The sequence below is a fragment of the Burkholderia sp. BCC1993 genome (assembly GCF_905339865.1).
In the GTDB taxonomy this organism is placed as follows: Bacteria; Pseudomonadota; Gammaproteobacteria; order Burkholderiales; family Burkholderiaceae; genus Burkholderia.
This window is the reverse complement of sequence record NZ_CAJPGZ010000001.1, coordinates 483755-508541: the sequence shown is the minus strand read 5'-3', so window position 1 is coordinate 508541 and position 24787 is coordinate 483755. Positions and strand designations below refer to the sequence as shown.

26 protein-coding genes and 1 pseudogene are annotated in these 24787 nt (G+C 67.9%); 19 read left to right on the top strand and 8 right to left on the bottom strand.

Annotation, left to right across the window (positions count from 1 at the left end; translation table 11 throughout):
* Positions 1 to 354 precede the first annotated feature (354 nt).
* Positions 355 to 606 carry an energy transducer TonB gene (locus U4Y91_RS02370; RefSeq protein ID WP_321802999.1) on the top strand — a complete coding sequence of 84 codons (252 nt, stop codon included), beginning with the start codon at positions 355 to 357 and terminating at the stop codon, positions 604 to 606.
* 7 nt (positions 607 to 613) lie between these two features.
* On the opposite strand, the pseudogene U4Y91_RS02365 reads toward U4Y91_RS02370, so the two are convergent.
* From U4Y91_RS02365 to U4Y91_RS02355, 3 genes and pseudogenes are all read right to left on the bottom strand, one after another.
* Positions 614 to 805, bottom strand: a pseudogene (locus U4Y91_RS02365) (histidine-type phosphatase); the annotation flags it as partial.
* Between the two features lie 135 nt (positions 806 to 940).
* Complete coding sequence (locus tag U4Y91_RS02360; protein WP_321802997.1) at positions 941 to 1375, bottom strand: phosphatase; 435 nt, start codon at positions 1373 to 1375, stop codon at positions 941 to 943.
* 324 nt (positions 1376 to 1699) lie between these two features.
* Positions 1700 to 3058, bottom strand: coding sequence for an NAD(P)/FAD-dependent oxidoreductase (locus tag U4Y91_RS02355; RefSeq protein ID WP_321802996.1), 1359 nt, complete (start codon positions 3056 to 3058; stop codon positions 1700 to 1702).
* Positions 3059 to 3158: 100 nt separating this feature from the next.
* Between U4Y91_RS02355 and U4Y91_RS02350 the strand changes: the two genes are divergently transcribed.
* Positions 3159 to 4112 carry a LysR family transcriptional regulator gene (locus tag U4Y91_RS02350; RefSeq protein ID WP_321802994.1) on the top strand — a complete coding sequence of 318 codons (954 nt, stop codon included), beginning with the start codon at positions 3159 to 3161 and terminating at the stop codon, positions 4110 to 4112.
* Between the two features lie 38 nt (positions 4113 to 4150).
* Here the strand turns inward: U4Y91_RS02350 and U4Y91_RS02345 are convergent, their stop codons facing one another.
* Positions 4151 to 4369, bottom strand: coding sequence for a hypothetical protein (locus tag U4Y91_RS02345; RefSeq protein ID WP_321802992.1), 219 nt, complete (start codon positions 4367 to 4369; stop codon positions 4151 to 4153).
* A gap of 192 nt (positions 4370 to 4561) precedes the next feature.
* Between U4Y91_RS02345 and U4Y91_RS02340 the strand changes: the two genes are divergently transcribed.
* The gene (locus tag U4Y91_RS02340) at positions 4562 to 5467 is read left to right on the top strand and encodes an AraC family transcriptional regulator (RefSeq protein ID WP_321802990.1); all 906 of its coding nucleotides are present in this window, start codon (positions 4562 to 4564) and stop codon (positions 5465 to 5467) included.
* A gap of 296 nt (positions 5468 to 5763) precedes the next feature.
* Positions 5764 to 6651, top strand: coding sequence for an NAD(P)H-binding protein (locus tag U4Y91_RS02335; RefSeq protein ID WP_321803164.1), 888 nt, complete (start codon positions 5764 to 5766; stop codon positions 6649 to 6651).
* 27 nt (positions 6652 to 6678) lie between these two features.
* Here the strand turns inward: U4Y91_RS02335 and U4Y91_RS02330 are convergent, their stop codons facing one another.
* The gene (locus U4Y91_RS02330) at positions 6679 to 7881 is read right to left on the bottom strand and encodes a benzoate/H(+) symporter BenE family transporter (protein ID WP_321802988.1); all 1203 of its coding nucleotides are present in this window, start codon (positions 7879 to 7881) and stop codon (positions 6679 to 6681) included.
* 228 nt (positions 7882 to 8109) lie between these two features.
* Positions 8110 to 9135 carry a fatty acid desaturase gene (locus U4Y91_RS02325; RefSeq protein ID WP_321802987.1) on the bottom strand — a complete coding sequence of 342 codons (1026 nt, stop codon included), beginning with the start codon at positions 9133 to 9135 and terminating at the stop codon, positions 8110 to 8112.
* A 350-nt stretch (positions 9136 to 9485) separates the two neighbouring features.
* Between U4Y91_RS02325 and U4Y91_RS02320 the strand changes: the two genes are divergently transcribed.
* On the top strand, positions 9486 to 10310 hold the full coding sequence (locus U4Y91_RS02320) for a phosphate/phosphite/phosphonate ABC transporter substrate-binding protein (protein ID WP_321802986.1): 825 nt from the start codon (positions 9486 to 9488) through the stop codon (positions 10308 to 10310).
* Between the two features lie 24 nt (positions 10311 to 10334).
* Here the strand turns inward: U4Y91_RS02320 and U4Y91_RS02315 are convergent, their stop codons facing one another.
* Positions 10335 to 11075: a GntR family transcriptional regulator gene (locus U4Y91_RS02315; protein WP_321802985.1), complete on the bottom strand. Its 741-nt coding sequence runs from the start codon at positions 11073 to 11075 to the stop codon at positions 10335 to 10337.
* 1 nt (position 11076) lies between these two features.
* Entirely contained in the window at positions 11077 to 12765 is a 1689-nt protein-coding gene (locus U4Y91_RS02310) for a sigma 54-interacting transcriptional regulator (protein ID WP_321802983.1), read from the bottom strand.
* Positions 12766 to 12907: 142 nt separating this feature from the next.
* Between U4Y91_RS02310 and U4Y91_RS02305 the strand changes: the two genes are divergently transcribed.
* The 14 genes from U4Y91_RS02305 to dmpH all read left to right on the top strand — a co-directional run bounded on the left by U4Y91_RS02305 (position 12908) and on the right by dmpH (position 24778).
* On the top strand, positions 12908 to 13282 hold the full coding sequence (locus U4Y91_RS02305) for a phenol hydroxylase subunit (RefSeq protein ID WP_321802981.1): 375 nt from the start codon (positions 12908 to 12910) through the stop codon (positions 13280 to 13282).
* Between the two features lie 16 nt (positions 13283 to 13298).
* Positions 13299 to 14294 (top strand): phenol hydroxylase, encoded by a 996-nt coding sequence (locus U4Y91_RS02300; protein ID WP_321802980.1) that lies wholly within the window; start codon positions 13299 to 13301, stop codon positions 14292 to 14294.
* A 37-nt stretch (positions 14295 to 14331) separates the two neighbouring features.
* Positions 14332 to 14601 (top strand): MmoB/DmpM family protein, encoded by a 270-nt coding sequence (locus tag U4Y91_RS02295; protein ID WP_044845465.1) that lies wholly within the window; start codon positions 14332 to 14334, stop codon positions 14599 to 14601.
* Between the two features lie 37 nt (positions 14602 to 14638).
* Positions 14639 to 16189, top strand: a complete 1551-nt coding sequence (locus U4Y91_RS02290) for an aromatic/alkene/methane monooxygenase hydroxylase/oxygenase subunit alpha (protein ID WP_321802978.1) — start codon at positions 14639 to 14641, stop codon at positions 16187 to 16189.
* Positions 16190 to 16263: 74 nt separating this feature from the next.
* Positions 16264 to 16620 (top strand): phenol hydroxylase subunit P4, encoded by a 357-nt coding sequence (locus U4Y91_RS02285; RefSeq protein ID WP_321802977.1) that lies wholly within the window; start codon positions 16264 to 16266, stop codon positions 16618 to 16620.
* Positions 16621 to 16645: 25 nt separating this feature from the next.
* Positions 16646 to 17710, top strand: a complete 1065-nt coding sequence (locus U4Y91_RS02280; protein ID WP_321802975.1) for a phenol 2-monooxygenase domain-containing protein — start codon at positions 16646 to 16648, stop codon at positions 17708 to 17710.
* A gap of 1 nt (position 17711) precedes the next feature.
* Positions 17712 to 18068: a 2Fe-2S iron-sulfur cluster-binding protein gene (locus U4Y91_RS02275; RefSeq protein ID WP_321802973.1), complete on the top strand. Its 357-nt coding sequence runs from the start codon at positions 17712 to 17714 to the stop codon at positions 18066 to 18068.
* Between the two features lie 25 nt (positions 18069 to 18093).
* On the top strand, positions 18094 to 19038 hold the full coding sequence (locus tag U4Y91_RS02270; RefSeq protein ID WP_321802972.1) for a catechol 2,3-dioxygenase: 945 nt from the start codon (positions 18094 to 18096) through the stop codon (positions 19036 to 19038).
* Between the two features lie 20 nt (positions 19039 to 19058).
* Entirely contained in the window at positions 19059 to 19508 is a 450-nt protein-coding gene (locus U4Y91_RS02265) for a GlcG/HbpS family heme-binding protein (protein WP_321802970.1), read from the top strand.
* Positions 19509 to 19617: 109 nt separating this feature from the next.
* Positions 19618 to 21129: a 2-hydroxymuconic semialdehyde dehydrogenase gene (locus U4Y91_RS02260; protein ID WP_321802968.1), complete on the top strand. Its 1512-nt coding sequence runs from the start codon at positions 19618 to 19620 to the stop codon at positions 21127 to 21129.
* 28 nt (positions 21130 to 21157) lie between these two features.
* On the top strand, positions 21158 to 21940 hold the full coding sequence (dmpE, locus tag U4Y91_RS02255; protein WP_321802967.1) for a 2-oxopent-4-enoate hydratase: 783 nt from the start codon (positions 21158 to 21160) through the stop codon (positions 21938 to 21940).
* A gap of 41 nt (positions 21941 to 21981) precedes the next feature.
* Complete coding sequence (locus U4Y91_RS02250; protein WP_321802965.1) at positions 21982 to 22902, top strand: acetaldehyde dehydrogenase (acetylating); 921 nt, start codon at positions 21982 to 21984, stop codon at positions 22900 to 22902.
* Between the two features lie 44 nt (positions 22903 to 22946).
* Positions 22947 to 23993 carry a 4-hydroxy-2-oxovalerate aldolase gene (gene dmpG, locus U4Y91_RS02245; protein WP_321802964.1) on the top strand — a complete coding sequence of 349 codons (1047 nt, stop codon included), beginning with the start codon at positions 22947 to 22949 and terminating at the stop codon, positions 23991 to 23993.
* On the top strand, positions 23990 to 24778 hold the full coding sequence (gene dmpH / locus U4Y91_RS02240; RefSeq protein WP_321802962.1) for a 2-oxo-3-hexenedioate decarboxylase: 789 nt from the start codon (positions 23990 to 23992) through the stop codon (positions 24776 to 24778). The genes dmpG and dmpH overlap by 4 nt, the downstream gene beginning before the upstream one ends.
* Positions 24779 to 24787: the final 9 nt, after the last annotated feature.

Genomic DNA, 24787 nt, shown 5'->3' with positions numbered 1-24787 from the left:
ATCACGACGTCAACGCGTACGCGCAGCAGGTCAAGCATCCGCCCGTGGCGGCGAGCAGTGCGGCGGCCGTGAAGCCGGGGCGGCAAACCGTTCGTTCGCAGTCGAAGGCGCCGGTCGCGGCGCATGCCGGCGCGAAACCTGCGCCGAAGGCATACGCGCCCCCGCGAAGACCGGCAAGGTTCAACATGCGGCCGGCGCCGAGCCGAAGGCGCACGTCGCCGCGAAGCCGAAGGCCGCGGGGCCGGCACACACGAGCGCAGCCGCCCGGCATTGACGCGGCGCGCACACCGGCGCGCGTCGATTCTTCGATGCACGCGGCGATAACCGAAGCATTCGACGATCGGGGAGAACTTCATGTCGTTGATGGATCGCCTGTTGTCACGCGGCGTGCAGACTTCCGCGTCGAGAAGGCGCGTGATCGTGCGGGTCTGGCTCGACGAGCAGGGGCGCGTCCGCGATCTCAAGGTCAGGCGCAGCTGCGGCGACGCCGCGCTCGACACGAAAGCGCTGCACGCGATCGCGGTGATGCGCTTCCCCGGCGGTCACCTCGGCTCCGGCGGGAAATCGGCGAAGCGCTGGCACGATCTCGATTACCCGGTGGACTGACGGCGCGTCACGGATACCCGTAACAGCGCTTCAATCCCGCGTAGTCGTAGAAGTGACTCCCCGCGGCGATCTTCGCGACGTCGCTTGCCGCCTGGAAATCCATCTCGCGCTCGTTGTACAGCACCTTCATGATCAGCCGCGAGCCGTTGCGATACACGTCCCATTGCATGTTCGCGGCCATCGGCGACACCTGGTCGCCGGGCAGGATCGGTCGAGCCCGGAAGTGTTGCAGGCCGCCTTGACGGCAGAATGTCGGGATTCGGTCGGGCAATCGTCGGCATCGCGCCGGATCGCGACCGGCCGGCGCGAGCCGGCCCGTATGCAGGCGCTCAGCTCAGTGCACGCCTGCCGATGCGATCGAGCGCATCGTGTCGGTGATACGCACGCAACGCGACAGGCCGAACGTCTCGGCTTCGCGGCGTTCCGGTTCGCTGCTCGCGACGGCCACCGCGCGCTCGGGCGGCACGCCCAGCGCTTGCAGCGCGACGTCAAACGGATGCTGATTTACTACGGAGTCCTTCTGATTGGCGTCGGTCACGACGACCGAGAAGCGGTCGAGGTTCGCGCGGCCGAACTGGCCTTCGAACATGTCGCTGAGCCGGGCGGCCGGCAGCGTCGTGACGAGACCGAGTCGATATCCTTGCTCCGACGCGCTGTCGAGCCACTGGATGATCGCATCGCGCTGGTTGCGCGATTCGTGCGAATCCGGTGTCGCTTCGATCTGCGCGAATGCGGCGTCGAGACGGGTGACGATGGCTTCGATGACCACGGTGATTCCTCTCCTGAGACGTGACGGTCCGTTCGCGGACGGGAATGCCCGACACCTTAGCGTCGATCCGGAAATTGCAACCAATTAATATTTATAGCCGACTCATACGGTTTGACTAATGAATCGGGCGGCGAGCCAGTACCGGCGCGGGATGCACGCGATCCCTGTGTTCCGGATGATCGGCGTCGTATCGACGACGTTCAATGTGATGCCCCAGACGCGTGCACGATGTGAATGCACCGGATGTGTGCACATGAAAAAACGGCGTATCGGGCGATGCTTCGCCCGATACGCCGTCTTGCGATGCCGCGTGGCCGTCGTCGCTCAGTGCAGCTTGATCGACGGCTGGTTGCGGCTTTGCAGCCAGTGGCTCAGCGACTGGAACAGCGCGCGCTTCAGTCCGTACACGCTGAACAGGTGCTTGCGGTACAGGAACTTGTACAGCCCGATCGCGGCGAGGCCGTCGACGATCAGCGAGCGCGAACGCACGCCGAGGTCGGCCTGATAGACGGCACCGGCCTGGCCGAGCGACACGACGGTGCCCGCGTCGCGGAACGTGAAGCCCGCCACCGGCTTGCCGGCGAGGCGCCGCGCGAGCGCTTCGCCCAGGTACACGGCCTGCTGGTGCGCGACCTGCGCGCGCGGCGGCAGGAAGCCGCCCGCGACGGCCGACGGGCACGCGGCGCAGTCGCCGAACGCGTACACGTGCGGATCGTCGGGCGTCTGCAGCGTGTCGGTCACGATCACCTGGTTCGACCGGTTGAGCGCGATGTCGCCGAGTTCCCGCAGGATCGCGGGGCCCGCGACGCCGGCCGCCCAGATCGTGATGTCGCTCGCGAGCCGCTCGCCGGACGCGGTCGTGACCGCGTCCGCGCCGACTTCCGCGACGCGCGTGTCCGTCAGCACGTCGACGTTCAGCGTGCGCAGTTGCGCGTGCATCTTGGCCGACAGCCTTGCGTCGAGCGCCGGCAGGATGCGCGGGCCGCCTTCGATCAGCCGGATGTGCACGTCGCGTGCGGACACCAGCGCCTTGAAGCGATACGTGGTCAGCTGCTGGATCGCATGGCGCAGCGCCGCGGCCAGTTCGACGCCCGTCGCGCCCGCGCCGATCACGTTGATGCAGATCGGCGCGGCGCGGCGCGCCGGCTGCTGCTCGGCCAGGTGGTTCGCCTTCGTGCACGCGGCGAGGAACTTGCGGCGGAAGTCCTCGGCCTGGTCGAGGTTTTCGAGCGGCAACGCGTGGCGCGCGGCGCCCGGCACGTTGAAGAAATTCGTCACGCTGCCGACGGCCAGCACCAGGTCGTCGTAGCCGAGCTCGCGCCGCGGCAGGATCTCCGTGCCGTCCGCGTCCTGCACGGCCGCGATCGTCGCCGTGCGTGCCGCGCGGTCGACCCGCTGCAGCGCGCCCTGCACGAAGCGGAAGCCGTGGCGCTTCGCCTGCGCCGCGTATTCGATCGTGTGCGAGGCCGGATCGCGATGGCCGGACGCGGCTTCGTGCAGCAGCGGCTTCCAGAAGTGCGTCGGGTAGCGGTCGACGAGCACGACGTCGGCTTGCCCGCGGCGGCCGACCGTGTCGCCGAGGCGCGTGGCGAGCTGCAGGCCGCCGGCGCCGCCGCCGACGATCACGATGCGCGGCACGCGCGGTGCGCGATCCGTTGCAAGGGTAGGCGTGATGGTGTCCATGTTGTGGCTCCCGCTGATGACGATTTGGATGACATTGCTCAAGAACCGACGATATAGTTTTGAACCTACGCGAACAATTTAATGTTTATAAGCGACTCATATGTATTCACTTATAGGAAAGACCGCGACGTTCCGGCAGCTGAAGGCGCTGGACATGATTGCGCGGCTCGGCAGCGTGTCGCGCGCGGCCGAGGAGCTGAACCTGACGCAGCCGGCCGTGTCGCTGCAGGTGCGCCTGCTCGAGGAGGCGGTGGGCGCCGCGCTGCTGCAGCGAGTGGGGCGCGGTGTGCAGCTGACCGCCGCCGGTGAAATCGTCGCGCGCTATGCGCGCGAGATCCTGCATCTGTGGAGCGAGGCCGGCGACGAAGTGGCCGCGCTGACGGGCGATCTCGGCGGCACGCTGCGGATCGGCGCGATCACGACGGCCGAATACCTGATCCCGCCGCTGCTGGTGAAATTCACCGCGACGCGTCCGCACGTGAAGACCTATTTCAAGGTCGGCAATCGCGACGACATCATTCGCATGCTCGCGACGCATGAAATCGATCTCGCGGTGATGGGCAGCGCGCCGAAGGAGCTGCGCACGCACGCGGTCGAGTTCGCGAAGCATCCGATGGTGTTCGTCGCGGCGCCCGGCCATCCGCTGATGCAGCGCAAGCGCGTCGCGCTGAAGGATCTCGAATCCGCGCACCTGCTCGTGCGCGAACGCGGCGCGGGCACGCGTTCCACGGTCGAGAGCCTGTTCAAGACGGCCGGCCATCGCTTCCACGTGGGCTCCGAACTGTCGAGCAACGAGGCGATCAAGCAGATGGCCGAAGCGGGGCTCGGCGTCGCGTTCCTGTCGTTGCACGCGTGTGCACTCGAGTTGCGCACGGGGCTGCTCGGGCAGTTGCCGTTTCCGGGCAACCCGATCGAGCGCGAATGGTATGTGGTCACGCTCGCCGACCGGCGGATCTCGCAGGTGACGGGGCTGTTTCGCGACTTCCTGATCAAGCAGGGCGCGCCGGTGATCGACGGCGCGACGGTCGCGCCGCACGAGCGGCGGCGCAAGTAGGCCGACGCGGGCGGCGCGTGTGCCCTGTGTCGCGGCGGTTATACGATCCCGAAGTCGTCGTTGCTGTCGGGAATCGACGCGAGCAGCCGCTCGAGCCGGTACCAGCCGATCATGCGCAGGCAGCGTGCGGCGAGTGTCGCGCGGATACTGCCGGAACGAGGACGGGAAACAGGGTGGGAAGCGGGGCGGGAAGTAGCGCGGGAGGCCCCGGACGTCGGCGCGGCTAACGTCGCGCGAAACGGGCGGCAATCGGGCATGACGGGCTCCGTAGGTGTCGGATGAGGCGATCGTAGGCGTGTCGGCGCTCGCTGGCGCGCACGCACGGATCGGCTTGAGCAGAAACGGATGATCTTTTTCCGCGCGGTGCGGGAACGGGCGTTCACGCCCGGCAAGCACCGCGGAAAAGCGTCACAATGCGCGTTCGACACCCGATCTGGTGGAGGGGAACCATGAGCGATCCGATTCTCGCCGCGCCGACCGACAACGGCGTGCCGGTCAGCCTGCGCTCCAGCCGCGGGCTTGGCTGGCGCGGCTTCGGCGCGTCGCTGCTGGAGATTCGCGCGGGCACGTACCGGATTCCGGCCGCCGAGCATCACCGCATCGGCGTGCATATCGGTTCGCCCGTGCGCGCGGATTGCGTGTGCGACGGCGAACGCGTGTCGCGCATCCAGGCGCACGGCGACGTCGACGTGATTCCCGCCGGCCTGCCGGGCCGGTGGACCGACAGCGCCGACTGCCGGATCCTGCACATCGCGCTCAGCGACACGTTCGTGCGGCGCACGTTCGAGCAACTCGAACTGAAGCCGTCGCAGGCGCAGATCCGCCGGCGGCTGCAGGTGCGCGATCCGCGCCTGCAGCACATCGCATGGGCGATGGCCGCCGAACTCGAGGCGGAAGACGCGTCGGACCCGCTCTATGCGGAGAGCCTGTGCACGGCGCTCGTCGCGCGGCTGGTCGACAGCCAGCCGGCGTTCCGCGAGCGCCGGCGTACGCTTGCGCCGAAGGCGGCGGCGCGCGTGATCGACTATGTCGAGGCCAATCTCGAGCGGCGCATGACGCTTGCCGAGCTCGCGGCGCTCGTGTCGATCAGCGTGCCGCATTTCAAGGTGCTGTTTCGCGAGACGCTCGGGATGCCGGTGCATCAGTACGTGGTGCGGCGGCGGGTCGAGCGTGCGAAGGCGTTGCTGCTCGAAGGCCGGCTCAGCGTCAGCCAGATCGCGCTCGAAGCCGGGTTTGCGCATCAGAGCCACATGGCGAACTGGATGAATCGCGTGCTGGGCGCGACGCCGACGGAGATTGCGCGGTCAGGGGCGCGGGGTGGGCTGAGGCTCGCTTATGACGGCGACGATCGTTGATCGAGCGCGGTGGCTGAATGGTCCGCGCGTGCGCGACGACGATCAGCGAGTGCCCGGTTCGTCACGCGCAGACGCTGCTTCGTTTCGACTGCATGAGCGTGGCTGGCAGCACCATGCGAGCCTCGACCGCAAGCGTTCAGCACTGTGCCGAACAACGTCCGGTTCCTGCCATGCAGCGGACAAACCCGGCACGCGCCTGATCCGTCATCCTTTCCTGCTCGCGTCATCCGTCCGTGCGCGTCACGTCGGCGATGCGCACCGACAATCACATCACCTTCATCCCCCGGGAGCGGATCGTGTTCGTGATTTTCGGCGCATCAGGCAATGTCGGACTGTCGACTGCAACGACCCTGCGTCAGGCAGGCCATCCCGTGCGCGCGGTGCTGCGCGACGCACGCCGGCGCGATCGTTTCGCGCAACTCGGCTGCGACGTCGCGATTGCCGATCTGACCGACGCACGCGCGGTTGCGGCGGCGATCGACGGCGCGCAAGCCGTGCAGATGCTGTGTCCGGTGCCGGTCGCCGACAGCGACCCCGCGGCAACGATGGAGCGGACGATCGACATCGTGACCGGCGCACTTGCCGCGAATCCGCCGCCGGCGCTGCTCGCGCTGTCGGACTACGGCGCGGAGCGTGAAGGCAACACAGGCATCACGCGGCTCTTTCATCGTCTGGAAGAAGCGGTGACGACGGTTCCGACGCGGCTCACGCTGCTGCGTTCGGCCGAGCACCTGCAGAACTGGACACGCGTGTTGCCCGTCGCGCTCGCAACCGGTGTGCTGCCGAGCTTTCACCATCCGGTCGACAAGGTGTTTCCGACGGTCTGGGCGCCCGACGTGGGTGTCGCGGCGGCGCGGCTGCTGCTCGATGCCGCCGAAACCGGCAACGGGCCGCGTATCGTCAGCATCGAAGGGCCGCAGCGGGCGAGCGTGCGGGACATTGCGGATACGCTCGGCGCGGCGGCCGACCGCGAGATCGTCGCGCGCGAACTGCCGCGCGACGCATGGACCGCGACGCTGTTGCGCGCGGGGCTCAGCGAACGGCATGCGCAATTGATCGTCGATCTGTACGACGTGCACAACGCGGGGCAGATCGATGTCGAGGCCGGCGTGTCGGAGCGGGGGTACGGCACGACGACACTGGCGGACGCGCTCGCGACGCTGGTGCGCGCGCACGCGCGGTGAGCGGGGTGGCGGCTGAAAGGATGCGCGTTATGCCTGCCGCCGCGCCCTGCCGGACACCGCATACGCAACCGACCCGATCACGATCCCCCAGAACGCGGACCCGAGCCCGAGCCAGGTCATCCCCGATGCGGTCGCAAGGAACGTGATCACCGAGGCTTCGCGATGCGCGTCGTCCTCGAAGATCCCGTGCACGTTCGCGCCGATCGCACCGATCAGCGCGAGCCCCGCGAGGATCGCGACGAACGCCTTCGGCAGTGCGAAGAACAGCGTGACGATCGTCCCCGCGAAGAGCCCGCCGATCAGGTAGATCACGCCGTTCGCGATGCCCGCGATATAACGCCGGTCCGGGTCCTCGTGCGCGTCCTTGCCGGTGCACAGCGCCGCGGTGATCGCCGCGACCACGATCGTGATCCCGCCGAAGCACGCGACCGCGAGCGACATCACGCCGGTTGCCGTGATGATCGGCCGCGCGCTCGTGTGGTAGCCCGACACGCGCAGGATCGTCATCCCCGGCAGGAACTGGCCGGTGAGACTGACGACGACGAGCGGCAGCGCGAGGCTGAGCGTCGTGCCGAGCGTCCATTCGGGGGCGATGAAGACCGGCCGCGCGATGCTCGGCGACACGTTGCCGAGATGCGTCATCCCGAGCAGTGTCGCGAGCGCGGCGCCCGTCAGCAGCACGAGCACGATGCTGTAGCGCGGCAGCAGGCGCTTGAAGATCACGTACGCGGCGATCATCCCGAACCCGAGCACCGGCTGCGCGGTCGCGGCGGAGAACGCGTGCATGCCGAACGGCAGCAGGATGCCGGCCATCATCCCGCACGCGATGCCGCGCGGAATATGGCGCACGAGACGGTCGAAATAGCCGGTGATGCCGATCACGAGGATGATCAGCGCGGCCGTGATGTACGCGCCGACGGCCTGGTTCAGCGTCAGCTGCGGAAAGAGGCCGACGAGCAGCGCGGTGCCGGGCGCCGACCATGCGGTCACGACCGGCACCTTCAGTTTCCAGCTCGCGAACAGCCCCGACACGCCCGCGCCGATCGAGATCGCCCAGACCCACGAAGCCACCATCTCGTTGGATGCATGCGCGGCCTGCGACGCCTGGAAGAAGATCGCGAGCGGGCCCGCGTACGAAATCAGCACCGCGAGAAAGCCCGCGGTGACCGCGGAGACGGACCAGTCGTTGCCGATCGAGCGGATTGCGCCCGGCGAGGTGTTCGGTTGCATCGTCGTAGGGGAGTGCGGCGCGCGGCCGGGAGGCTGAGCCGGGGCGAATGATTGTTGGAAGCCCCGGACGAGCCGTCATTCTGGACATTGCCGGTGGAATTGGCAATTCGCCGATGAAGCTCGGCGTTGTCGGTATTTTGTAATGAATGCGCGCCGGGGCGGCCTTGCGCGCGTCGTCGCGTCGTCGTATCGGGCGGCTTCACGGCGAAGCGCGACCCCGCTCGAGCGTTACGTACTGATCTGAAGATACCCGTCGAGCGCGGCGACCTTCGCACCGCCGCCCGTCGACAGCGATGCCGTGCCCTGGTCGAACGGGTGCACGGGCGTGTCGGTCGGGGTCCATGCATGGCGCGCCAGCAGTTCGCGATACCCGCCGCGGATCACGAAGCCGCCGCATTTCTCCGCATAGGCGTCGCGCCGCATCCGGTACGCGCGCGGCAGGTCGTACCACGGCAGCCTCGGCAGGTCGTGATGCACGAGGTGGTAGTTGTTGTTCAGGTACAGCAGCCGCATCGCAAAACCGGCCTCGTTGATCGCGATGCGCGCCTTCGGATGCCGCGCGGCGCGGTGCTCGAACAGCGAACGGATCATCGCGAGCGACAGCGCGGGCCACGTCACCGCCAGCAGGTAGTACCACCACGGCACGCCGATTGCCCACTGCAGCCATACGAGCAGCGCGACCACGCAGGCGGCGTGCGTCGCCCACATCCGCAGATAGCGGAAGTCGCCGCGCCGGAACGCGGCGAACGCGTCGGCGAACATCGCGGCGATGCTCGTCGGCGGCCCGAACACGAGACGTCCGACGAAGGTGGTGCGCGCAACCGTCAGCGCGCGACGCCAGCGCGGCAGCCGCGCCCACTGCTCGCGCGACACGTAGTTCGTTTCCGGGTCGACGCCCGGCACGGTCAGGTCCTCGTCGCGGTGATGGTCGAGGTGCGTGTCGCGATAGAGCGTGTACGGGTACCAGATCGTCAGCGGCGGATAGCCGAGCAGCCGGTTCACGAACGCGGAATGCGTCGGATGGCCGTGCAGCAGCTCGTGCTGCAGCGACAGGTGCCACGCGCCGAGCAGGATCAGCGGCGGCGTCGCGGCCGCGAGCGACAGGCGCTCGGCACGCACGAGCAGCAGCACGGCGAGCCAGCCGCCGTAGATCGCGACGACCAGCAGCCAGGTCGGCCACTCGGTACGGGCAGTGAAGCGGGCGTCGAGCGCGGCGATCGCGCGCGCGTGGTCGACGTCGAAGTATTCGGCCATGGTGCTGGGGCGGATGAAGCGGATAAAGCGTATGAGGCGTATGAGGCGTATGAAGCGGGCGATATACGCGGATGAAGCGGGCGATATACGGATAACCGGTAGCGGACGACCGCGCCGATGCGGTTGGTCGACCGGCGTCGCGGCTCGCGGTCAGCCGCTACAGCGGCATGCGACGGCGTCGCGACACTGGAACGCTAACCGGGCCGCGTAGTCAGGCCAACCAAGCAATTCGGATTTGCTTATCGCTGCGCGGCCGATAAGCATTGCCCGCCCCGGCCGCGTGCCGGACCCCGGCGACGCCCGGGCGAACGGGCTTTCTCCAAGGCACCGCCAATGCGTAGAATGCCCGCATGAGCCCATGGATCGCCGGACTGCCGATGTACAACGTGACGCCGCGCCACGCCGCATTGTGGCGCGCGCTGCTGCGTGACGCGCTCGATGCGTTCGCGCGCACCGGTGGGCCGGCCGGCGTCGCGTTGCTCGACGAGCCGTTCGGGGATCTGCACGCGCTGTGGCGCCGCAACGACCTGCTGTTGTCGCAGACGTGCGGTTATCCGTACCGGATGCTCGGATTGCGCGATACCGCGCACCTGATTGCGACGCCGGCGTTCGATGCCCCCGGCTGCGACGGCGCGCGCTACAGCAGCGTGCTGGTCGCGTCGGCGCGCGTGCATGCGGGCGGCGCGACGACGCTGGCTGCGTGTCGCGGATTGCGAGCCGCCTTCAACGGCGCGGATTCGCACAGCGGGATGAACGCGTTCCGGCACGCGGTCGCGCCGCACGCGCACGACGGACGTTTCTTCGGTTCGGTCGTGTCGTTCGGCTCGCACCTGAACGTGCTGCGCGCGCTGGCGGCAGGCGTTGCCGATTGCGCGGCGATCGATTGCGTGACCTTCGCGTACGTGCGTGACGCGCTGCCCGAGTTGTTGAAAGAGATCCGGATCATCGGCATGACGGCGTCGGCGCCGGGGTTGCCGTTGATCGCGTCGAAGGCGCTGGAAGGGCGGCTCGTGGAGGCGTTGCAGGATGCGCTCGATCACGCGGCTGCGGCTGATCCCGAGCGGGCGAACGCACTGCGGCTGAAGGGATTCGAGCGCCTGCCGCCGGGCGCGTACGACACGATTGCCGGGTTCGCGCGGGACGCGGCCGCGCACGGGTATCCCGAGCTGGCGTGATCGCGTCGTCCGCGCGGCGGTGCGCTAGAACGGCAACGTACCGGGCGGCGCGTTGCGCACCACCGCGAGTGTCGTGCCGATATGGTCTTCGAGCGCGAGCGCGGCGCGCGCATCGGCGCGGCGCATCGCGGCCTCGAACAGGCACATGTGTTCCGCATGCACGTCGCGCTTCGAGTCGCCGAGCCCGATGCACACGCGCCGGTAGCGCTCGCTTTGCTGCGACAGCATGCGCAGGATCAGATAAGTCCATGGCGTCGCGGCCGCCGAGATCAGCGCTTCGTGAAAGCGCCGGTTGCACGCTTCCCATGCGGCGCGGTGCTCGATCGACACCGGCTGCTCCCAGGCCGACAACTGCTCGAAGCTCTGCCGCACACGCTGCGCCCATGCGTCGTCGCCGCGCCGCACGGAGTCGCGCAGCGCATCGACCTCGATATGAATGCGCAGGCGCGTGATCGCTTCCAGATCGTCGACCGACATCGGCGTCACGCGAAACCCGCGCTGCCCTTCGGCGACGACCAGCGCATCGCTGACGAGCCGCGTGAGCGCCTCGCGCAGCGTGCCCGCGCCGACGCCGTACACGTCTTTCAGGTGCTCGACGCGCAGCTTCGTGCCGGGCGGGTAATGCCCTTCGATGATGTGCTGCCGGAGCTGGTGATACGCGTGCTCGCTGAGCGTGCGGGCGTGCGGTTCGGCGGCGTCGTCGGCGGCCGGTTCGAGCGCCGGCAGCGGATCGTCGAACGGATGGGCGGGCAGGATGGTGTTCATGTCACGCGTCCTCCTGATCCTGTTTGCGGTTGAGCCGATAGCTGAGCTGCGCGCGGGTCAGCCCGAGCAGGCGGGCGGCGGCCGACAGGTTGCCGTTCGCGCGGTCGACGGCCTCGTGCAGCAGCGCCCGTTCGAGCCCGTCGAGCCCGCCGCCGCCTTGCAGCTGGTCGAGGATCGACCCGCAGTCGATCGACAGCGCGGCCGCCGGCCGGATCTGCCCGGCCCGGTCGACCGTCGCGCCGCCGGGCGAGCCGACGCCGGGGAACAGGTCCTTCGCGTCGACCGGCCGGTTCGGCCGCGACAGGATCACCGCGCGCTCGATCAGGTTCTCGAGCTCGCGCACGTTGCCGGGCCAGCGGTAGCCGCGCAGCGCGTCGTACGCGTAATCGGTCAGCGTGGGCGTCGGCTTGCCGTGCAGCGCCGCGAAGCGGTCGAGCATCGCGTCGGCGAGCGGTGCGATGTCGTCCTGCCGGTCGCGCAGCGGCGGGATCAGCACCGGATAAACGTTGATCCGGTAGTAGAGATCCGCGCGAAAGGTGCCGTCGCGCACGGCCTGTTCGAGATCGCGGTTGGTCGCTGCGACGACGCGCACGTCCACCTTCCGGCCGTCGGTCGCGCCGAGCCGCTCGACCTCGCCCTCCTGGAGCACGCGCAGCAGCTTCGCCTGCACGTCGAGCGGCAGCTCGCCGATCTCGTCGAGAAACAGCGTGCCGCCGTCCGCGCGCTCGAAGCGCCCGGCGCGCGCGGTTTGCGAGCCCGTGAATGCGCCTTTCTCCGCACCGAACAGTTCCGACTCGATCAGCGCATGCGGAATCGCCGCGCAGTTGATCGCGACGAACGGCTTCGCCGCGCGCGGGCTGAGGCCGTGCAGCGCACGCGCGAAGCGTTCCTTGCCGACGCCCGTCTCGCCGGTGAGCAGCACGGCGACCTTGGTCGGCGCGGCCGTCTCCAGCAGCGCATAGGCCGCGCGAAACGCGTCGGAGCGCCCGACGAGCCGCGTGCGGCCGTCGTCGGGCGTCATCTCGAGGCGCAGCGATTCGACTTCGGTCTGCAGGTCGCGGATCGTGTTGATCAGCGAGTCGGCCTTGAACCACGACGAGATTTCTTCCGCGTCGGGCCATTCGTCGGCCGGCTTGCCGACGATCGTGCAGTGCGGATCGTTCATGCCGACGCAGGTCGTTTCCTTGAACAGGATCGTGCGGCCGATGAACGCGCTGGTATAGCCGGTTGCATAACCGATCAGCATCCAGCACACCGGTTCGGGCTGCGGCCCGAACGTACGGCGATGCACGTCGGCTTCCCATGAATGTTCCCAGCGGTATTCGCAGTAGAACGCGCCGGTCGCGGGATCGGCCTCGAAACGCAACGGCGTGACCTGCACCGCGCCTTCGAGCATGTGCAGTTGCGGGCCGACATGAAACATGTCGAACAGCGACGCGCCGCTGCGGATCTCGCGCGCGAGCGCGGCGTCCCGTTCGCCGGCCGCGAAGCCGACCCGCGTGAAGAAACGCCGCGTCTGCGCGGGGCCGATGCTTTCCATCAGTTCCTGGCGCAGCGTCGCCAGCGCGCCGGCATGCAGCAGCACCATCCGCTGTCCGGCCAGCCAGATGCGACCGTCGCTCGCCGAAAAATGGATCAGCTTGCGCAGGTCGGTGTCCGGCGGCAAAGGGGGCAGGCTGGGCCGCGTCATGTCTCCTCCGTCGAGATTTCTCGTGATTTTCAAGATTTTCGCCAGCAGCGCCGCGGTGAGCGGATCGATTTGATCATTTCATCAAATGCGCTCGACCGAGTTGCTCAAATGATGAAAAAGGCCGCCGGATATAGGTTCAGGCATGGTCGCCGGCGTGCGTTTGCCGTTCTGGTTAACCGCCATTGTGGATCGCGAATTAGAACTTTGCGTCAGGGCTTTCCCTGAATTATCGAGATTTTTTGGAGGTCGGGCCGAACGTGGCACGGATGCTGCATTGAAGTCCGGCATGGAGGCGACACCGATCATGAATCAGAACCCGACCGATCTTTCCCTGCTCGACCCCGGCCGCAAGTGCGTCCGCGTGACCGGCACGAACTCGCGCGGCTTCGTCGAATTCGAACTGTCGATCGGCGGTGCGCCGGAGCTGTGCGTCGAGCTGACGTTGCCTCCTGCCGCCTTCGACGCGTTCTGCCGCGAACAGCAGGTCACGCGGCTCGACGTCGAAGCGAACCCATGACCTTGAGGAGCAAGAAGTGACCATCGAGCTGAAGACAGTCGACATCAAGCCGCTCCGGCACACCTTCGCGCACGTCGCGCAGCACATCGGCGGCGACAAGACGGCGACGCGCTACCAGGAAGGCATGATGGGCGCGCAGCCCCAGGCGAACTTCCATTACCGGCCGACGTGGGACCCGGACCACGAGATCTTCGATCCGTCGCGTTCGGCGATCCGGATGGCGAGCTGGTACGCGCTGAAGGATCCGCGCCAGTTCTACTACGCGTCGTGGGCGACCACGCGGGCGCGCCAGCAGGACGCGATGGAGTCGAACTTCGAGTTCGTCGAGTCGCGCCGGATGATCGGCCTGATGCGCGACGACGTCGCCGCGCACGCGCTCGACGTGCTGGTGCCGCTGCGCCACGCCGCGTGGGGCGCGAACATGAACAACGCGCAGATCTGCGCGCTCGGCTACGGCACCGCGTTCACCGCGCCCGCGATGTTCCATGCGATGGACAACCTCGGCGTCGCGCAATATCTGACGCGCCTCGCGCTCGCGATGGCCGAGCCCGACGTGCTCGACGCGGCCAAGGCGGCCTGGACGAACGACGCCGCCTGGCAGCCGCTGCGCCGCTACGTCGAGGACACGCTGGTCGTGGCCGACCCGGTCGAGCTGTTCGTCGCGCAGAACCTCGCGCTCGACGGCCTGCTGTATCCGCTCGTCTACGACCGTTTCGTCGACGAACGGATCGCGCTTGCGGGCGGCTCGGCGGTTGCGATGCTGACCGCGTTCATGCCCGAATGGCACGCCGAATCGAACCGCTGGATCGACGCGGTCGTGAAGACGATGGCCGCCGAATCCGACGACAATCGCGCGCTGCTCGCCCGCTGGACCCGCGACTGGTCGGCCCGCGCCGACGCAGCGCTCGCGCCGGTGGCCGCACGCGCGCTGCAGGACGCCGGCCAGGCCGCGCTCGACGAAGTGCGCGAGCAGTTCCAGGCGCGCGTTGCGAAGCTCGGCATCGCGCTCTGACGACGGGCATTCACCTCACATCCCAAGGATAACCAGCATGTCCAACGTATTCATCGCCTTTCAGGCAAATGAGGACTCCAGACCGATCGTCGACGCGATCGTCGCCGACAACCCGCGCGCGGTGGTGGTCGAGTCGCCCGGGATGGTCAAGATCGACGCGCCGGACCGGCTGACGATCCGCCGCGACACGATCGAGGAGCTGACCGGCACGCGCTTCGACCTGCAGCAGCTGCAGGTGAACCTGATCACGCTGTCCGGCCACATCGACGAGGACGACGACCAGTTCACGCTGAGCTGGTCGCACTGAACGCCGCGCTACGCGCACCGACAACACGGAGACACGCATGGACACGCCAACGCTCAAGAAAAAGCTCGGCCTGAAGGACCGCTACGCGGCAATGACGCGCGGCCTCGGCTGGGAGACGACCTACCAGCCGATGGACAAGGTCTTCCCGTACGACCGCTATGAAGGCATCAAGATCCACGACTGGGACAAGTGGGTCGACCCGTTCCGCCTGACGATGGACGCGTACTGGAAATACCAGGGTGAGAAGGAAAAGAAGCTGTACGCGGTGATCGACGCGTTCACGCAGAACAACGCGTTCCTCGGCGTGACCGACGCCCGCTACATCAACGCGCTGAAGCTGTTCATCCAGGGCGTGACGCCGCTCGAATATCTCGCGCATCGCGGCTTCGCGCACGTCGGCCGGCACTTCACCGGCGAGGGCGCGCGCATCGCGTGCCAGATGCAGTCGATCGACGAGCTGCGGCACTACCAGACCGAAACGCACGCGATGTCGACGTACAACAAGTTCTTCAACGGGTTCCATCACTCGAACCACTGGTTCGATCGCGTCTGGTATCTGTCGGTGCCGAAGTCGTTCTTCGAGGATGCGTACTCGTCGGGCCCGTTCGAGTTCCTGACCGCGGTCAGCTTCTCGTTCGAATACGTGCTGACGAACCTGCTGTTCGTGCCGTTCATGTCGGGCGCCGCGTACAACGGCGACATGTCGACCGTCACGTTCGGTTTCTCCGCGCAGTCGGACGAATCGCGTCACATGACGCTCGGCATCGAGTGCATCAAGTTCCTGCTCGAACAGGACCCGGACAACGTGCCGATCGTGCAGCGCTGGATCGACAAGTGGTTCTGGCGCGGCTACCGGCTGCTCACGCTGGTCGCGATGATGATGGACTACATGCAGCCGAAGCGCGTGATGAGCTGGCGCGAATCGTGGGAGATGTACGCAGAGCAGAACGGCGGCGCGCTGTTCAAGGATCTCGCGCGCTACGGGATTCGCGAGCCGAAGGGCTGGCAAGATGCATGCGAAGGCAAGGACCACATCAGCCACCAGGCGTGGTCGACGTTTTACGGCTTCAACGCGGCGTCGGCGTTCCACACCTGGGTGCCGACCGAAGACGAGATGGCGTGGCTGTCCGCGAAGTATCCCGATTCGTTCGACCGCTACTACCGGCCGCGTTTCGATTACTGGGGCGAGCAGGCGAAAGCCGGCAACCGCTTCTACATGAAGACGCTGCCGATGCTGTGCCAGACCTGCCAGATCCCGATGCTGTTCACCGAGCCCGGCAACCCGAAGAAGATCGGCGCGCGCGAGTCGAACTACCTCGGCAACAAGTTCTATTTCTGCAGCGATCACTGCAAGGAAATCTTCGACCACGAGCCGCAGAAATACGTGCAGGCGTGGCTGCCGGTGCATCAGATCTATCAGGGCAACTGCTTCCCGCCCGATGCGGACCCGAGCGCGGAAGGCTTCGATCCGCTCGCCGCGGTGCTCGACTACTACGAAGTGCAGATGGGCCGCGACAACCTCGATTTCGACGGCTCGGAAGACCAGAAGAACTTCGCGGCCTGGCGCGGCCAGGCCACAAGCAACTGACCCGCAATCGATACGCAACCTTGAACAGGACCCGCGCGCGCAACGGCGCGAACGCGGGCCGACAGGAGACAAACATGGCCGTCATCGCGCTCAAACCCTACGACTTCCCGATGAAGGATGCCGTCGGGAAGTTTCCGGCGCCGCTGCTCTACGTGTGCTGGGAAGACCACCTGATGTTCCCGGCGCCGTTCTGCCTGCCGCTGCCGCCCGACATGCCGTTCGGCGCGTTGGCCGACAACGTGCTGCCGCCCATCTATGGCTATCACCCCGACTTCGCGAAGATCGACTGGGATCGCGTCGAGTGGTTTCGCTCCGGCGAGCCGTGGACGCCCGATGCAGCGAAGAGCCTGGCCGACAACGGCCTCGGGCACAAGGACCTGATCAGCTTCCGCACGCCGGGCCTCGACGGCCTCGGCGGCGCGAGCTTCTGACCGCCACGCGGACGAGCGAACCATCATGAGCCATCAACTTACCATCGAGCCGCTGGGCGTGACGATCGAGGTCGAGGAAGGACAGACGATGCTCGATGCCGCGCTGCGCCAGGGCATCTACATTCCGCACGCGTGCTGTCACGGCCTGTGCGGCACCTGCAAGGTCGCCGTGCTCGACGGCGAAACCGATCTCGGCGACGCGAACCCGTTCGCGCTGATGGATTTCGAGCGCGAGGAAGGCAAGGCGCTCGCGTGCTGCGCGACGCTGCAGGCCGACACCGTGATCGAGGCCGATGTCGACGAGGAGCCCGACGCGGAGATCATCCCGGTCAAGGACTTCGCAGCCGACGTCACGCGCATCGAGCAGCTCACGCCGACCATCAAGTCGATCCGCCTGAAGCTGTCGCAGCCGATCCATTTCCAGGCGGGCCAGTACGTGCAGCTCGAGATTCCCGGCCTCGGGCAGAGCCGCGCGTTCTCGATCGCGAACGCGCCGGCCGACGTCGCGGCCACCGGCGAGATCGAGCTGAACGTGCGGCAGGTGCCGGGCGGGCTCGGCACCGGCTATCTGCACGAGCAGCTCGCGACGGGTGACCGCGTGCGGCTGTCGGGTCCGTACGGCCGCTTCTTCGTGCGCCGCTCGGCCGCGCGGCCGATGATCTTCATGGCCGGCGGATCGGGGCTGTCGAGCCCGCGCTCGATGATCGCCGATCTGCTCGCGAGCGGCGTCACCGCGCCGATCACGCTGGTCTACGGCCAGCGCAACGCGAAGGAGCTGTACTACCACGACGAATTCCGCGCGCTCGCCGAACGCCATCCGAACTTCAAGTACGTGCCGGCGCTGTCCGAAGGCGCGCCGGATGTGGGCGGCGACGTCGCGCAAGGGTTCGTGCACGACGTCGCAAAGGCGCATTTCGACGGCGACTTCTCGGGGCACCAGGCGTACCTGTGCGGGCCGCCCGCGATGATCGACGCGTGCATCACGACGCTGATGCAAGGCCGCCTGTTCGAGCGCGACATCTATCACGAGAAGTTCATCTCGGCGGCGGACGCGCAACAGACGCGCAGCCCGCTGTTCCGGCGGGTGTGACATGGACGCGGGCCGCGTATGCGGGACGGTCAGGATCGCGCAGACCGACGAGCGCTATGCGTGCGTGTCCGGCGAGTCGTTGCTGGCCGGCATGGCGAAGCTCGGCCGGCGCGGCATTCCGGTCGGCTGCCTGAACGGCGGCTGCGGCGTGTGCAAGGTGCGTGTGCTGCATGGCGCGGTGCGCAAGCTCGGGCCGATCAGCCGTGCGCACGTGAGCGCGGAGGAGGAAAGCGACGGCTACGCGCTTGCGTGCCGCGTCGTGCCGGACGGCGACGTCGAACTCGAAGTGGCCGGCCGGCTGAAAAAGCCGTTCTTCTGCGGCGCGGCCTGTGCGGGCGCGCCGGCAATCGACAAGTAATCAGGAAACCAGGAGGAGACACATCATGGGTGTGATGCGTATTGGTCATGTCAGTCTGAAGGTGATGGACATGGAAGCGGCGCTGCGTCATTACGTGCGCGTGCTCGGCATGCAGGAGACGATGCGCGACGCGGCGGGCAACGTCTACCTGAAATGCTGGGACGAATGGGACAAGTATTCGCTGATCCTGTCGCCGTCCGATCAGGCGGGGCTCAAGCATGCCGCGTACAAGGTCGAGCACGACGCCGACCTGGATGCGCTGCAGCAGCGCATCGAAGCGTACGGAATCGCGACCGAGATGCTGCCCGAAGGCGCGCTGCCGGCGGTCGGGCGTCAATTGCGGTTCCTGCTGCCGAGCGGGCACGAGCTGCGGCTGTTCGCGAAGAAGGAGCTGGTGGGCACCGCGGTCGGTTCGCTGAACCCCGATCCGTGGCCCGACGACATTCCGGGCTCGGCCGTGCACTGGCTCGACCACTGCCTGCTGATGTGCGAGCTGAATCCGGAGGCCGGCGTGAACCGCGTCGAGGAGAACACGCGCTTCATGGCCGAGTGTCTCGACTTCCATCTGGCGGAACAGGTGATGGTCGGCCCGGGCAACACGATCCAGGCCGCGACCTGGATGTTCCGCAGCACGACGCCGCACGACATCGCGTTCGTCGGCGGCCCGCGCAACGGGCTGCATCACATCGCGTTCTTCCTCGACGACTGGGCCGACGTGCTGAAGTCGGCCGACGTGATGGCGAAGAACAAGGTGACGATCGACGTCGCGCCGACGCGGCACGGGATCACGCGCGGCACCACGATCTACTTCTTCGATCCGAGCGGCAACCGCAACGAGACGTTCGCGGGGCTCGGCTATCTCGCGCAGCCCGATCGCCCGGTCACCACGTGGACCGAGGAGGAGCTCGGGCGCGGGATCTTCTTCCACTCCGGCGAGCTGAACGAAGCGTTCACGACCGTCTATACCTGACCGCGAAGGAGCCCAGCGCCATGAACCGAAACGATACGACCCGCAGCGTCGAGCTGCGTACGATCGACTGGCCTGCCGCCGCGCGCGCCGCGCAGGCGGCGGCCGAGGCCGCCGGGCGGCTCGGCGTGCGCGTGAACGTCGCGGTCGTCGATGCGGCCGGGCTGCTCGCGGCGTTCGTGCGCATGCCCGGCGCGCCGCTGCATTCGGTCGACATCGCGATCGACAAGGCGTACACGGCCGCGAGCTTCGGTCTGCCGACCGGCGCGTGGCACGACGCACTGGCGTCGCACTCGGACGCCGTGCGGCAGGGCCTCGTGCTGCGACCGCGCTTCGTCACCTTCGGCGGCGGGCTGCCGATCGTCGACGACGGCGCGTTGATCGGCGGCATCGGCGTGTCGGGCGGCAGCGAGGCACAGGACGCGCAATGCGCGCAGGCGGGGCTCGATGCGGCCGGCCTTGGCGGGTCGTGACGCGCGGGACACGACACGGCAAAACACGGCGAGACACGGCACGACACCGCACGCGAACACGCTTCACGAACCCACGGATCACGGATTCACGACTATCGGTAACTCCATCATGTACGACACGGAACCCAACGCCGCGATACGCGGCCCCGCCGGCGGGCAGCCGGAACCGCGGCGCGTCCGCAACTTCATCGACGGCGACTATCGCGCGGGCGAGTGCTGGTTCGACAAGCGCTCGCCGCTCGACAACGCGGTGATCGCGCGCGTGGCCGAAGCGAGCCGCGCGGACGTCGACGCGGCGGTGCAGGCCGCCCGCGCGGCGCTGGCCGGCCCGTGGGGCGGCCTGACGGTTGCGCAGCGCGTCGAGCTGCTGTATGCGGTGGCCGACGGCATCACGCGCCGCTTCGACGATTTCCTCGAAGCGGAAGTGGCCGACACCGGCAAGCCGGTGAGCCTCGCGAGCCACATCGACATTCCGCGCGGCGCCGCGAACTTCAAGGTATTCGCCGACGTCGTGAAGAACGTGCCCGGCGAAACCTTCGAGATGGCGACGCCGGACGGCGCGGGCGCGCTCAACTACGCGATCCGCCGGCCGGTCGGCGTGGTCGGCGTGATCTGCCCGTGGAACCTGCCGCTGCTGCTGATGACGTGGAAGGTCGGCCCCGCGCTCGCATGCGGCAACACGGTGGTCGTGAAGCCGTCGGAGGAGACGCCGCAGACGGCCGCGCTGCTCGGCGAAGTGATGAACGCGGCGGGCGTGCCGCGCGGCGTCTACAACGTCGTGCACGGCTTCGGGCCGGGATCGGCCGGCGAATTCCTGACGACCCATCCGGGCGTGAACGCGATCACGTTCACCGGCGAGACGCGCACCGGCGCGGCCATCATGAAGGCGGCGGCCGACGGCGCGCGGCCCGTCAGTCTCGAGATGGGCGGCAAGAACGCGGCGATCGTGTTCGCCGACTGCGACTTCGACGCGGCCGTCGAAGGCACGTTGCGCTCGTGCTTCGCGAACGCGGGGCAGGTTTGCCTCGGCACCGAACGCGTGTACGTCGAGCGTCCGTTGTTCGAGCGCTTCGTCGCCGCGCTGAAGGCCGGCGCCGAGCAGTTGCAACCCGGCCGCCCGGAAGCGGCGTCGACCGGCCTCGGCCCGCTGATCAGCCAGGAGCATCGCGACAAGGTGCTGTCGTACTACCGCAAGGCGGCCGAACTCGGCGCGACGGTCGTGACGGGCGGCGGCGTGCCCGACATGCCCGACGACCTGCGCGGCGGCGCGTGGGTGCAGCCGACGATCTGGACCGGCCTCGGCGACGATTCGCCGATCGCGCGCGACGAGATCTTCGGGCCGTGCACGCTCGTGATGCCGTTCGATTCGGAAGCCGAAGTGATCGGCCGCGCGAACGCGAATGCGTACGGGCTGTCGACCGCGATCTGGACGACCAACCTGTCGCGCGCGCATCGCGTCGCGGCGTCGATCGACGTCGGCATCGCGTGGGTCAATTCGTGGTTCCTGCGCGACCTGCGCACCGCGTTCGGCGGCGCGAAGCAATCGGGCATCGGCCGCGAGGGCGGCGTGCATTCGCTCGAGTTCTACACGGAGCTGCGCAACGTCTGCGTGAAGCTCTGACCCAACCGTTACTGACCGGAACACTCTTATGGACTCCACGTTGATTACCACGCTGGGCGACCGGCTGTACGACGCGATGACGTCGCGCGAACCGATCGCGCCGCTGACGTCGCAGCACGAGGACCTGTCGGTCGACGACGCATACCGCATTCAGCAGCGCTTCGTGCAGCGCCGCCTCGACGCGGGCGAGACCGTGATCGGCAAGAAGATCGGCGTCACGTCGAAGGCGGTGATGGACATGCTCGGCGTGTACCAGCCCGATTTCGGCTACCTGCTGTCGGGCATGGTGGTCGGCGAAGGCGAGTGCATCGCGCTCGACACGCTGATCCAGCCGAAGGCCGAAGGCGAGATCGCGTTCGTGCTGAAGCGTGACCTGCTCGGCCCGGGCGTGACGAACGCGATGGTGCTGGCGGCGACCGAATGCGTGATGCCGTGTTTCGAGATCGTCGATTCGCGCATTCGCGACTGGAAGATCCGGATCGGCGATACGGTCGCCGACAACGCGTCGTGCGGCGTGTTCGTGCTCGGCGACAAGGCCGTGAGCACGCGCAGCGTCGACCTGTCGACCTGCGGGATGGTGCTCGAGAAGAACGGTGACGTGCTCGGCACCGGCGCCGGCGCGGCCGCGCTCGACTCGCCGGTGAACGCGGTCGCGTGGCTCGCGAACACGCTCGGCCGCCTCGGCATTCCGCTGAAGGCCGGCGAAGTGATCCTGTCCGGCGCGCTCGCCGCGATGGCGCCGGCCGCGCGCGGCGACAACTTCCGCGTGTCGATCGGCGGGATCGGCGCGTGTTCGGTGCGGTTCGCGTGAGCGCCGCCCGTTCTCCTTTCCACGCAAACGAGGAATTCCCCATGACCCGAAAGATCCGTTGCGCGCTGATCGGTCCCGGCAACATCGGCACCGACCTGCTCGCCAAGCTGATGCGCAGCCCCGTGCTCGAACCCGTGTGGATGGTCGGCATCGATCCCGATTCAGACGGCCTGAAACGCGCGCGCGAACTCGGCCTCAAGACCACCGCGGACGGCGTCGACGGCCTGCTGCCGCACGTGCAGGCGGACGGCGTGCAGATCGCGTTCGACGCGACGAGCGCATACGTCCACGCGGAGAACAGCCGCAAGCTCAATGCGCTCGGCGTGCTGATGATCGACCTGACGCCGGCCGCGATCGGTCCGTACTGCGTGCCGCCGGTCAACCTGAAGGACCACATCGGCTCCGGCGAGATGAACGTCAACATGGTCACCTGCGGCGGCCAGGCGACGATCCCGATGGTGCGCGCGATCTCGCGCGTGCAGCCGGTCGCGTACGGCGAGATCGTCGCGACCGTGTCGTCGCGCTCGGTCGGCCCCGGTACCCGCAAGAACATCGACGAATTCACGCGCACGACGGCCGCGGCCGTCGCGCAGGTGGGCGGCGCGAAGGCGGGCAAGGCGATCATCGTGATCAACCCGGCCGAGCCGCCGCTGATCATGCGCGACACCGTGCATTGCCTGACGGAGAGCGCACCCGACGAAGCGCGCATCGTCGAATCGGTGCACGCGATGGTCGCCGACGTGCAGCGCTACGTGCCCGGCTACCGGCTCGTCAACGGGCCGGTGTTCGACGGCAATCGCGTGTCGGTCTATCTCGAGGTCGAAGGCCTCGGCGACTACCTGCCGAAGTACGCGGGCAACCTCGACATCATGACGGCCGCCGCCGCGCGCACCGCCGAAATGTTCGCCGAGGAACTACTGGCCGGCCGCCTCACACTGGCATCGGCCGCGCAGGCGGCCTGACGCCCGCGGAAGCGACTTCCACGACCGGACGAAAAGGAACGGAAATGAATCTCAAAGGCAAGCGAATCACCGTCCACGACATGACGCTGCGTGACGGCATGCACCCGAAGCGTCACCAGATGACGCTCGACCAGATGCGCTCGATCGCGAGCGGGCTCGACGCGGCCGGCGTGCCGCTGATCGAAGTCACGCACGGCGACGGCCTCGGCGGCTCGTCGGTGAACTACGGCTTTCCCGCGCATACCGACGCGGAATACCTCGGCGCGGTGATCCCGCTGCTGAAGCGCGCGAAGGTGTCGGCGCTGCTGCTGCCGGGCATCGGCACCGTCGATCACCTGAAGGAAGCGCACGCGCTCGGCGTGCACACGATCCGCGTCGCGACGCACTGCACCGAGGCGGACGTCTCCGAGCAGCACATCGCGATGGCGCGCAAGCTCGACGTGGATACCGTCGGCTTCCTGATGATGAGCCACATGAACAGCCCGGACGGGCTGGTGAAGCAGGCGAAGCTGATGGAGTCGTACGGCGCGAACTGCATCTACATCACCGACTCGGCCGGCTACATGCTGCCCGACGACGTGAAGGCGCGCCTCGGCGCGGTGCGCGACGCGCTGCAGCCCGACACGGAGCTGGGCTTCCACGGTCACCACAACCTCGCGATGGGCGTTGCGAACTCGATCGCCGCGATCGAGGCCGGCGCGAACCGGATCGACGGCGCGGCGGCCGGGCTCGGCGCCGGCGCCGGCAACACGCCGCTCGAAGTGTTCGTCGCCGTGTGCGAGCGGATGGGCATCGAAACCGGCGTCGACGTGTGGAAGATCCAGGACGTCGCCGAGGAACTCGTCGTGCCGATGATGGATTTCCCGATCCGGATCGACCGCGACGCGCTGACGCTCGGCTATGCGGGCGTGTACGGGTCGTTCCTGCTGTTCGCGAAGCGGGCGGGCGACAAATACGGGATTCCGGCGCGCGACATCCTCGTCGAACTCGGCCGGCGCGGGATGGTCGGCGGGCAGGAGGACATGATCGAGGACACCGCGCTGACGCTCGCGAAGGCGCGCGCGGCGCAAGCGAAGCGGGAGGCCGCATGAACCTGTCGACCGACACGATCGAGGCGCTCGCCGCGCATCTCGACGACTGCATGCGTGACGCGCGCGACACGCCGAAGATCACCGACCGTCATCCGGAGATGGACTGGGACGACGCGTACGCGGTGCAGGATGCGATCCGCCGCAGGCAGCTCGCGCGCGGCGCGCGGATCGTCGGCTACAAGGCCGGCCTCACGTCGCACGCGAAGATGCGGCAGATGGGCGTCGACACGCCCGTGTTCGGCTTCCTCACCGACGTCCACGACCTGCCCGACGGCGGCGAGTGCGACACGTCCGCGCTGATCCATCCGAAGGTCGAGCCGGAAATCGCGTTCGTGACGAAGGCCGAACTGAAGGGGCCCGGCTGCCACGTCGGCGCGGTGCTCGCCGCGACCGATTTCGTCGTCGCCGGGATCGAGGTGATCGACAGCCGCTACCGCGATTTCAAGTTCGACCTGAAGAGCGTGGTGGCCGACAACACGTCGGCCGCGCGCTTCGTCGCGGGCGGCCGCCCGCTGCCGGTGGACGGCGTCGACCTGCGCACGCTCGGCATCGTGCTCGAGAAGAACGGGCTGCCGGTCGCATTCGGCGCCGGCGCGGCCGTGCTCGGGCATCCGGCCGCGGCGATCGCGATGCTCGCGAACCACCTCGGCGCGCGCGGCGAATCGATTCCGGCCGGCAGCCTGATCCTGTCGGGCGGCATCACGGAGGCGGTGGCCGTCGCGGCCGGCGACAACGTGACGCTGCGCGTGCAGGACATCGGCTCGGTCGGCCTGCGCTTCATCTGAACGTTCCGA

Bases quoted from the DNA above. Each gene is read 5' to 3' on its own strand.
- U4Y91_RS02370 (WP_321802999.1), top strand. From the start codon at position 355: ATGTCGTTGATGGATCGCCTGTTGTCACGCGGCGTGCAGACTTCCGCG.
- U4Y91_RS02355 (WP_321802996.1), bottom strand. From the start codon at position 3,058: ATGGACACCATCACGCCTACCCTTGCAACGGATCGCGCACCGCGCGTG.
- U4Y91_RS02350 (WP_321802994.1), top strand. From the start codon at position 3,159: ATGTATTCACTTATAGGAAAGACCGCGACGTTCCGGCAGCTGAAGGCG.
- U4Y91_RS02345 (WP_321802992.1), bottom strand. From the start codon at position 4,369: ATGCCCGATTGCCGCCCGTTTCGCGCGACGTTAGCCGCGCCGACGTCC.
- U4Y91_RS02340 (WP_321802990.1), top strand. From the start codon at position 4,562: ATGAGCGATCCGATTCTCGCCGCGCCGACCGACAACGGCGTGCCGGTC.
- U4Y91_RS02330 (WP_321802988.1), bottom strand. From the start codon at position 7,881: ATGCAACCGAACACCTCGCCGGGCGCAATCCGCTCGATCGGCAACGAC.
- U4Y91_RS02325 (WP_321802987.1), bottom strand. From the start codon at position 9,135: ATGGCCGAATACTTCGACGTCGACCACGCGCGCGCGATCGCCGCGCTC.
- U4Y91_RS02320 (WP_321802986.1), top strand. From the start codon at position 9,486: ATGAGCCCATGGATCGCCGGACTGCCGATGTACAACGTGACGCCGCGC.
- U4Y91_RS02315 (WP_321802985.1), bottom strand. From the start codon at position 11,075: ATGAACACCATCCTGCCCGCCCATCCGTTCGACGATCCGCTGCCGGCG.
- U4Y91_RS02310 (WP_321802983.1), bottom strand. From the start codon at position 12,765: ATGACGCGGCCCAGCCTGCCCCCTTTGCCGCCGGACACCGACCTGCGC.
- U4Y91_RS02305 (WP_321802981.1), top strand. From the start codon at position 12,908: ATGGTCGCCGGCGTGCGTTTGCCGTTCTGGTTAACCGCCATTGTGGAT.
- U4Y91_RS02295 (WP_044845465.1), top strand. From the start codon at position 14,332: ATGTCCAACGTATTCATCGCCTTTCAGGCAAATGAGGACTCCAGACCG.
- U4Y91_RS02290 (WP_321802978.1), top strand. From the start codon at position 14,639: ATGGACACGCCAACGCTCAAGAAAAAGCTCGGCCTGAAGGACCGCTAC.
- U4Y91_RS02285 (WP_321802977.1), top strand. From the start codon at position 16,264: ATGGCCGTCATCGCGCTCAAACCCTACGACTTCCCGATGAAGGATGCC.
- U4Y91_RS02280 (WP_321802975.1), top strand. From the start codon at position 16,646: ATGAGCCATCAACTTACCATCGAGCCGCTGGGCGTGACGATCGAGGTC.
- U4Y91_RS02275 (WP_321802973.1), top strand. From the start codon at position 17,712: ATGGACGCGGGCCGCGTATGCGGGACGGTCAGGATCGCGCAGACCGAC.
- U4Y91_RS02270 (WP_321802972.1), top strand. From the start codon at position 18,094: ATGGGTGTGATGCGTATTGGTCATGTCAGTCTGAAGGTGATGGACATG.
- U4Y91_RS02265 (WP_321802970.1), top strand. From the start codon at position 19,059: ATGAACCGAAACGATACGACCCGCAGCGTCGAGCTGCGTACGATCGAC.
- U4Y91_RS02260 (WP_321802968.1), top strand. From the start codon at position 19,618: ATGTACGACACGGAACCCAACGCCGCGATACGCGGCCCCGCCGGCGGG.
- dmpE (WP_321802967.1), top strand. From the start codon at position 21,158: ATGGACTCCACGTTGATTACCACGCTGGGCGACCGGCTGTACGACGCG.
- U4Y91_RS02250 (WP_321802965.1), top strand. From the start codon at position 21,982: ATGACCCGAAAGATCCGTTGCGCGCTGATCGGTCCCGGCAACATCGGC.
- dmpG (WP_321802964.1), top strand. From the start codon at position 22,947: ATGAATCTCAAAGGCAAGCGAATCACCGTCCACGACATGACGCTGCGT.
- dmpH (WP_321802962.1), top strand. From the start codon at position 23,990: ATGAACCTGTCGACCGACACGATCGAGGCGCTCGCCGCGCATCTCGAC.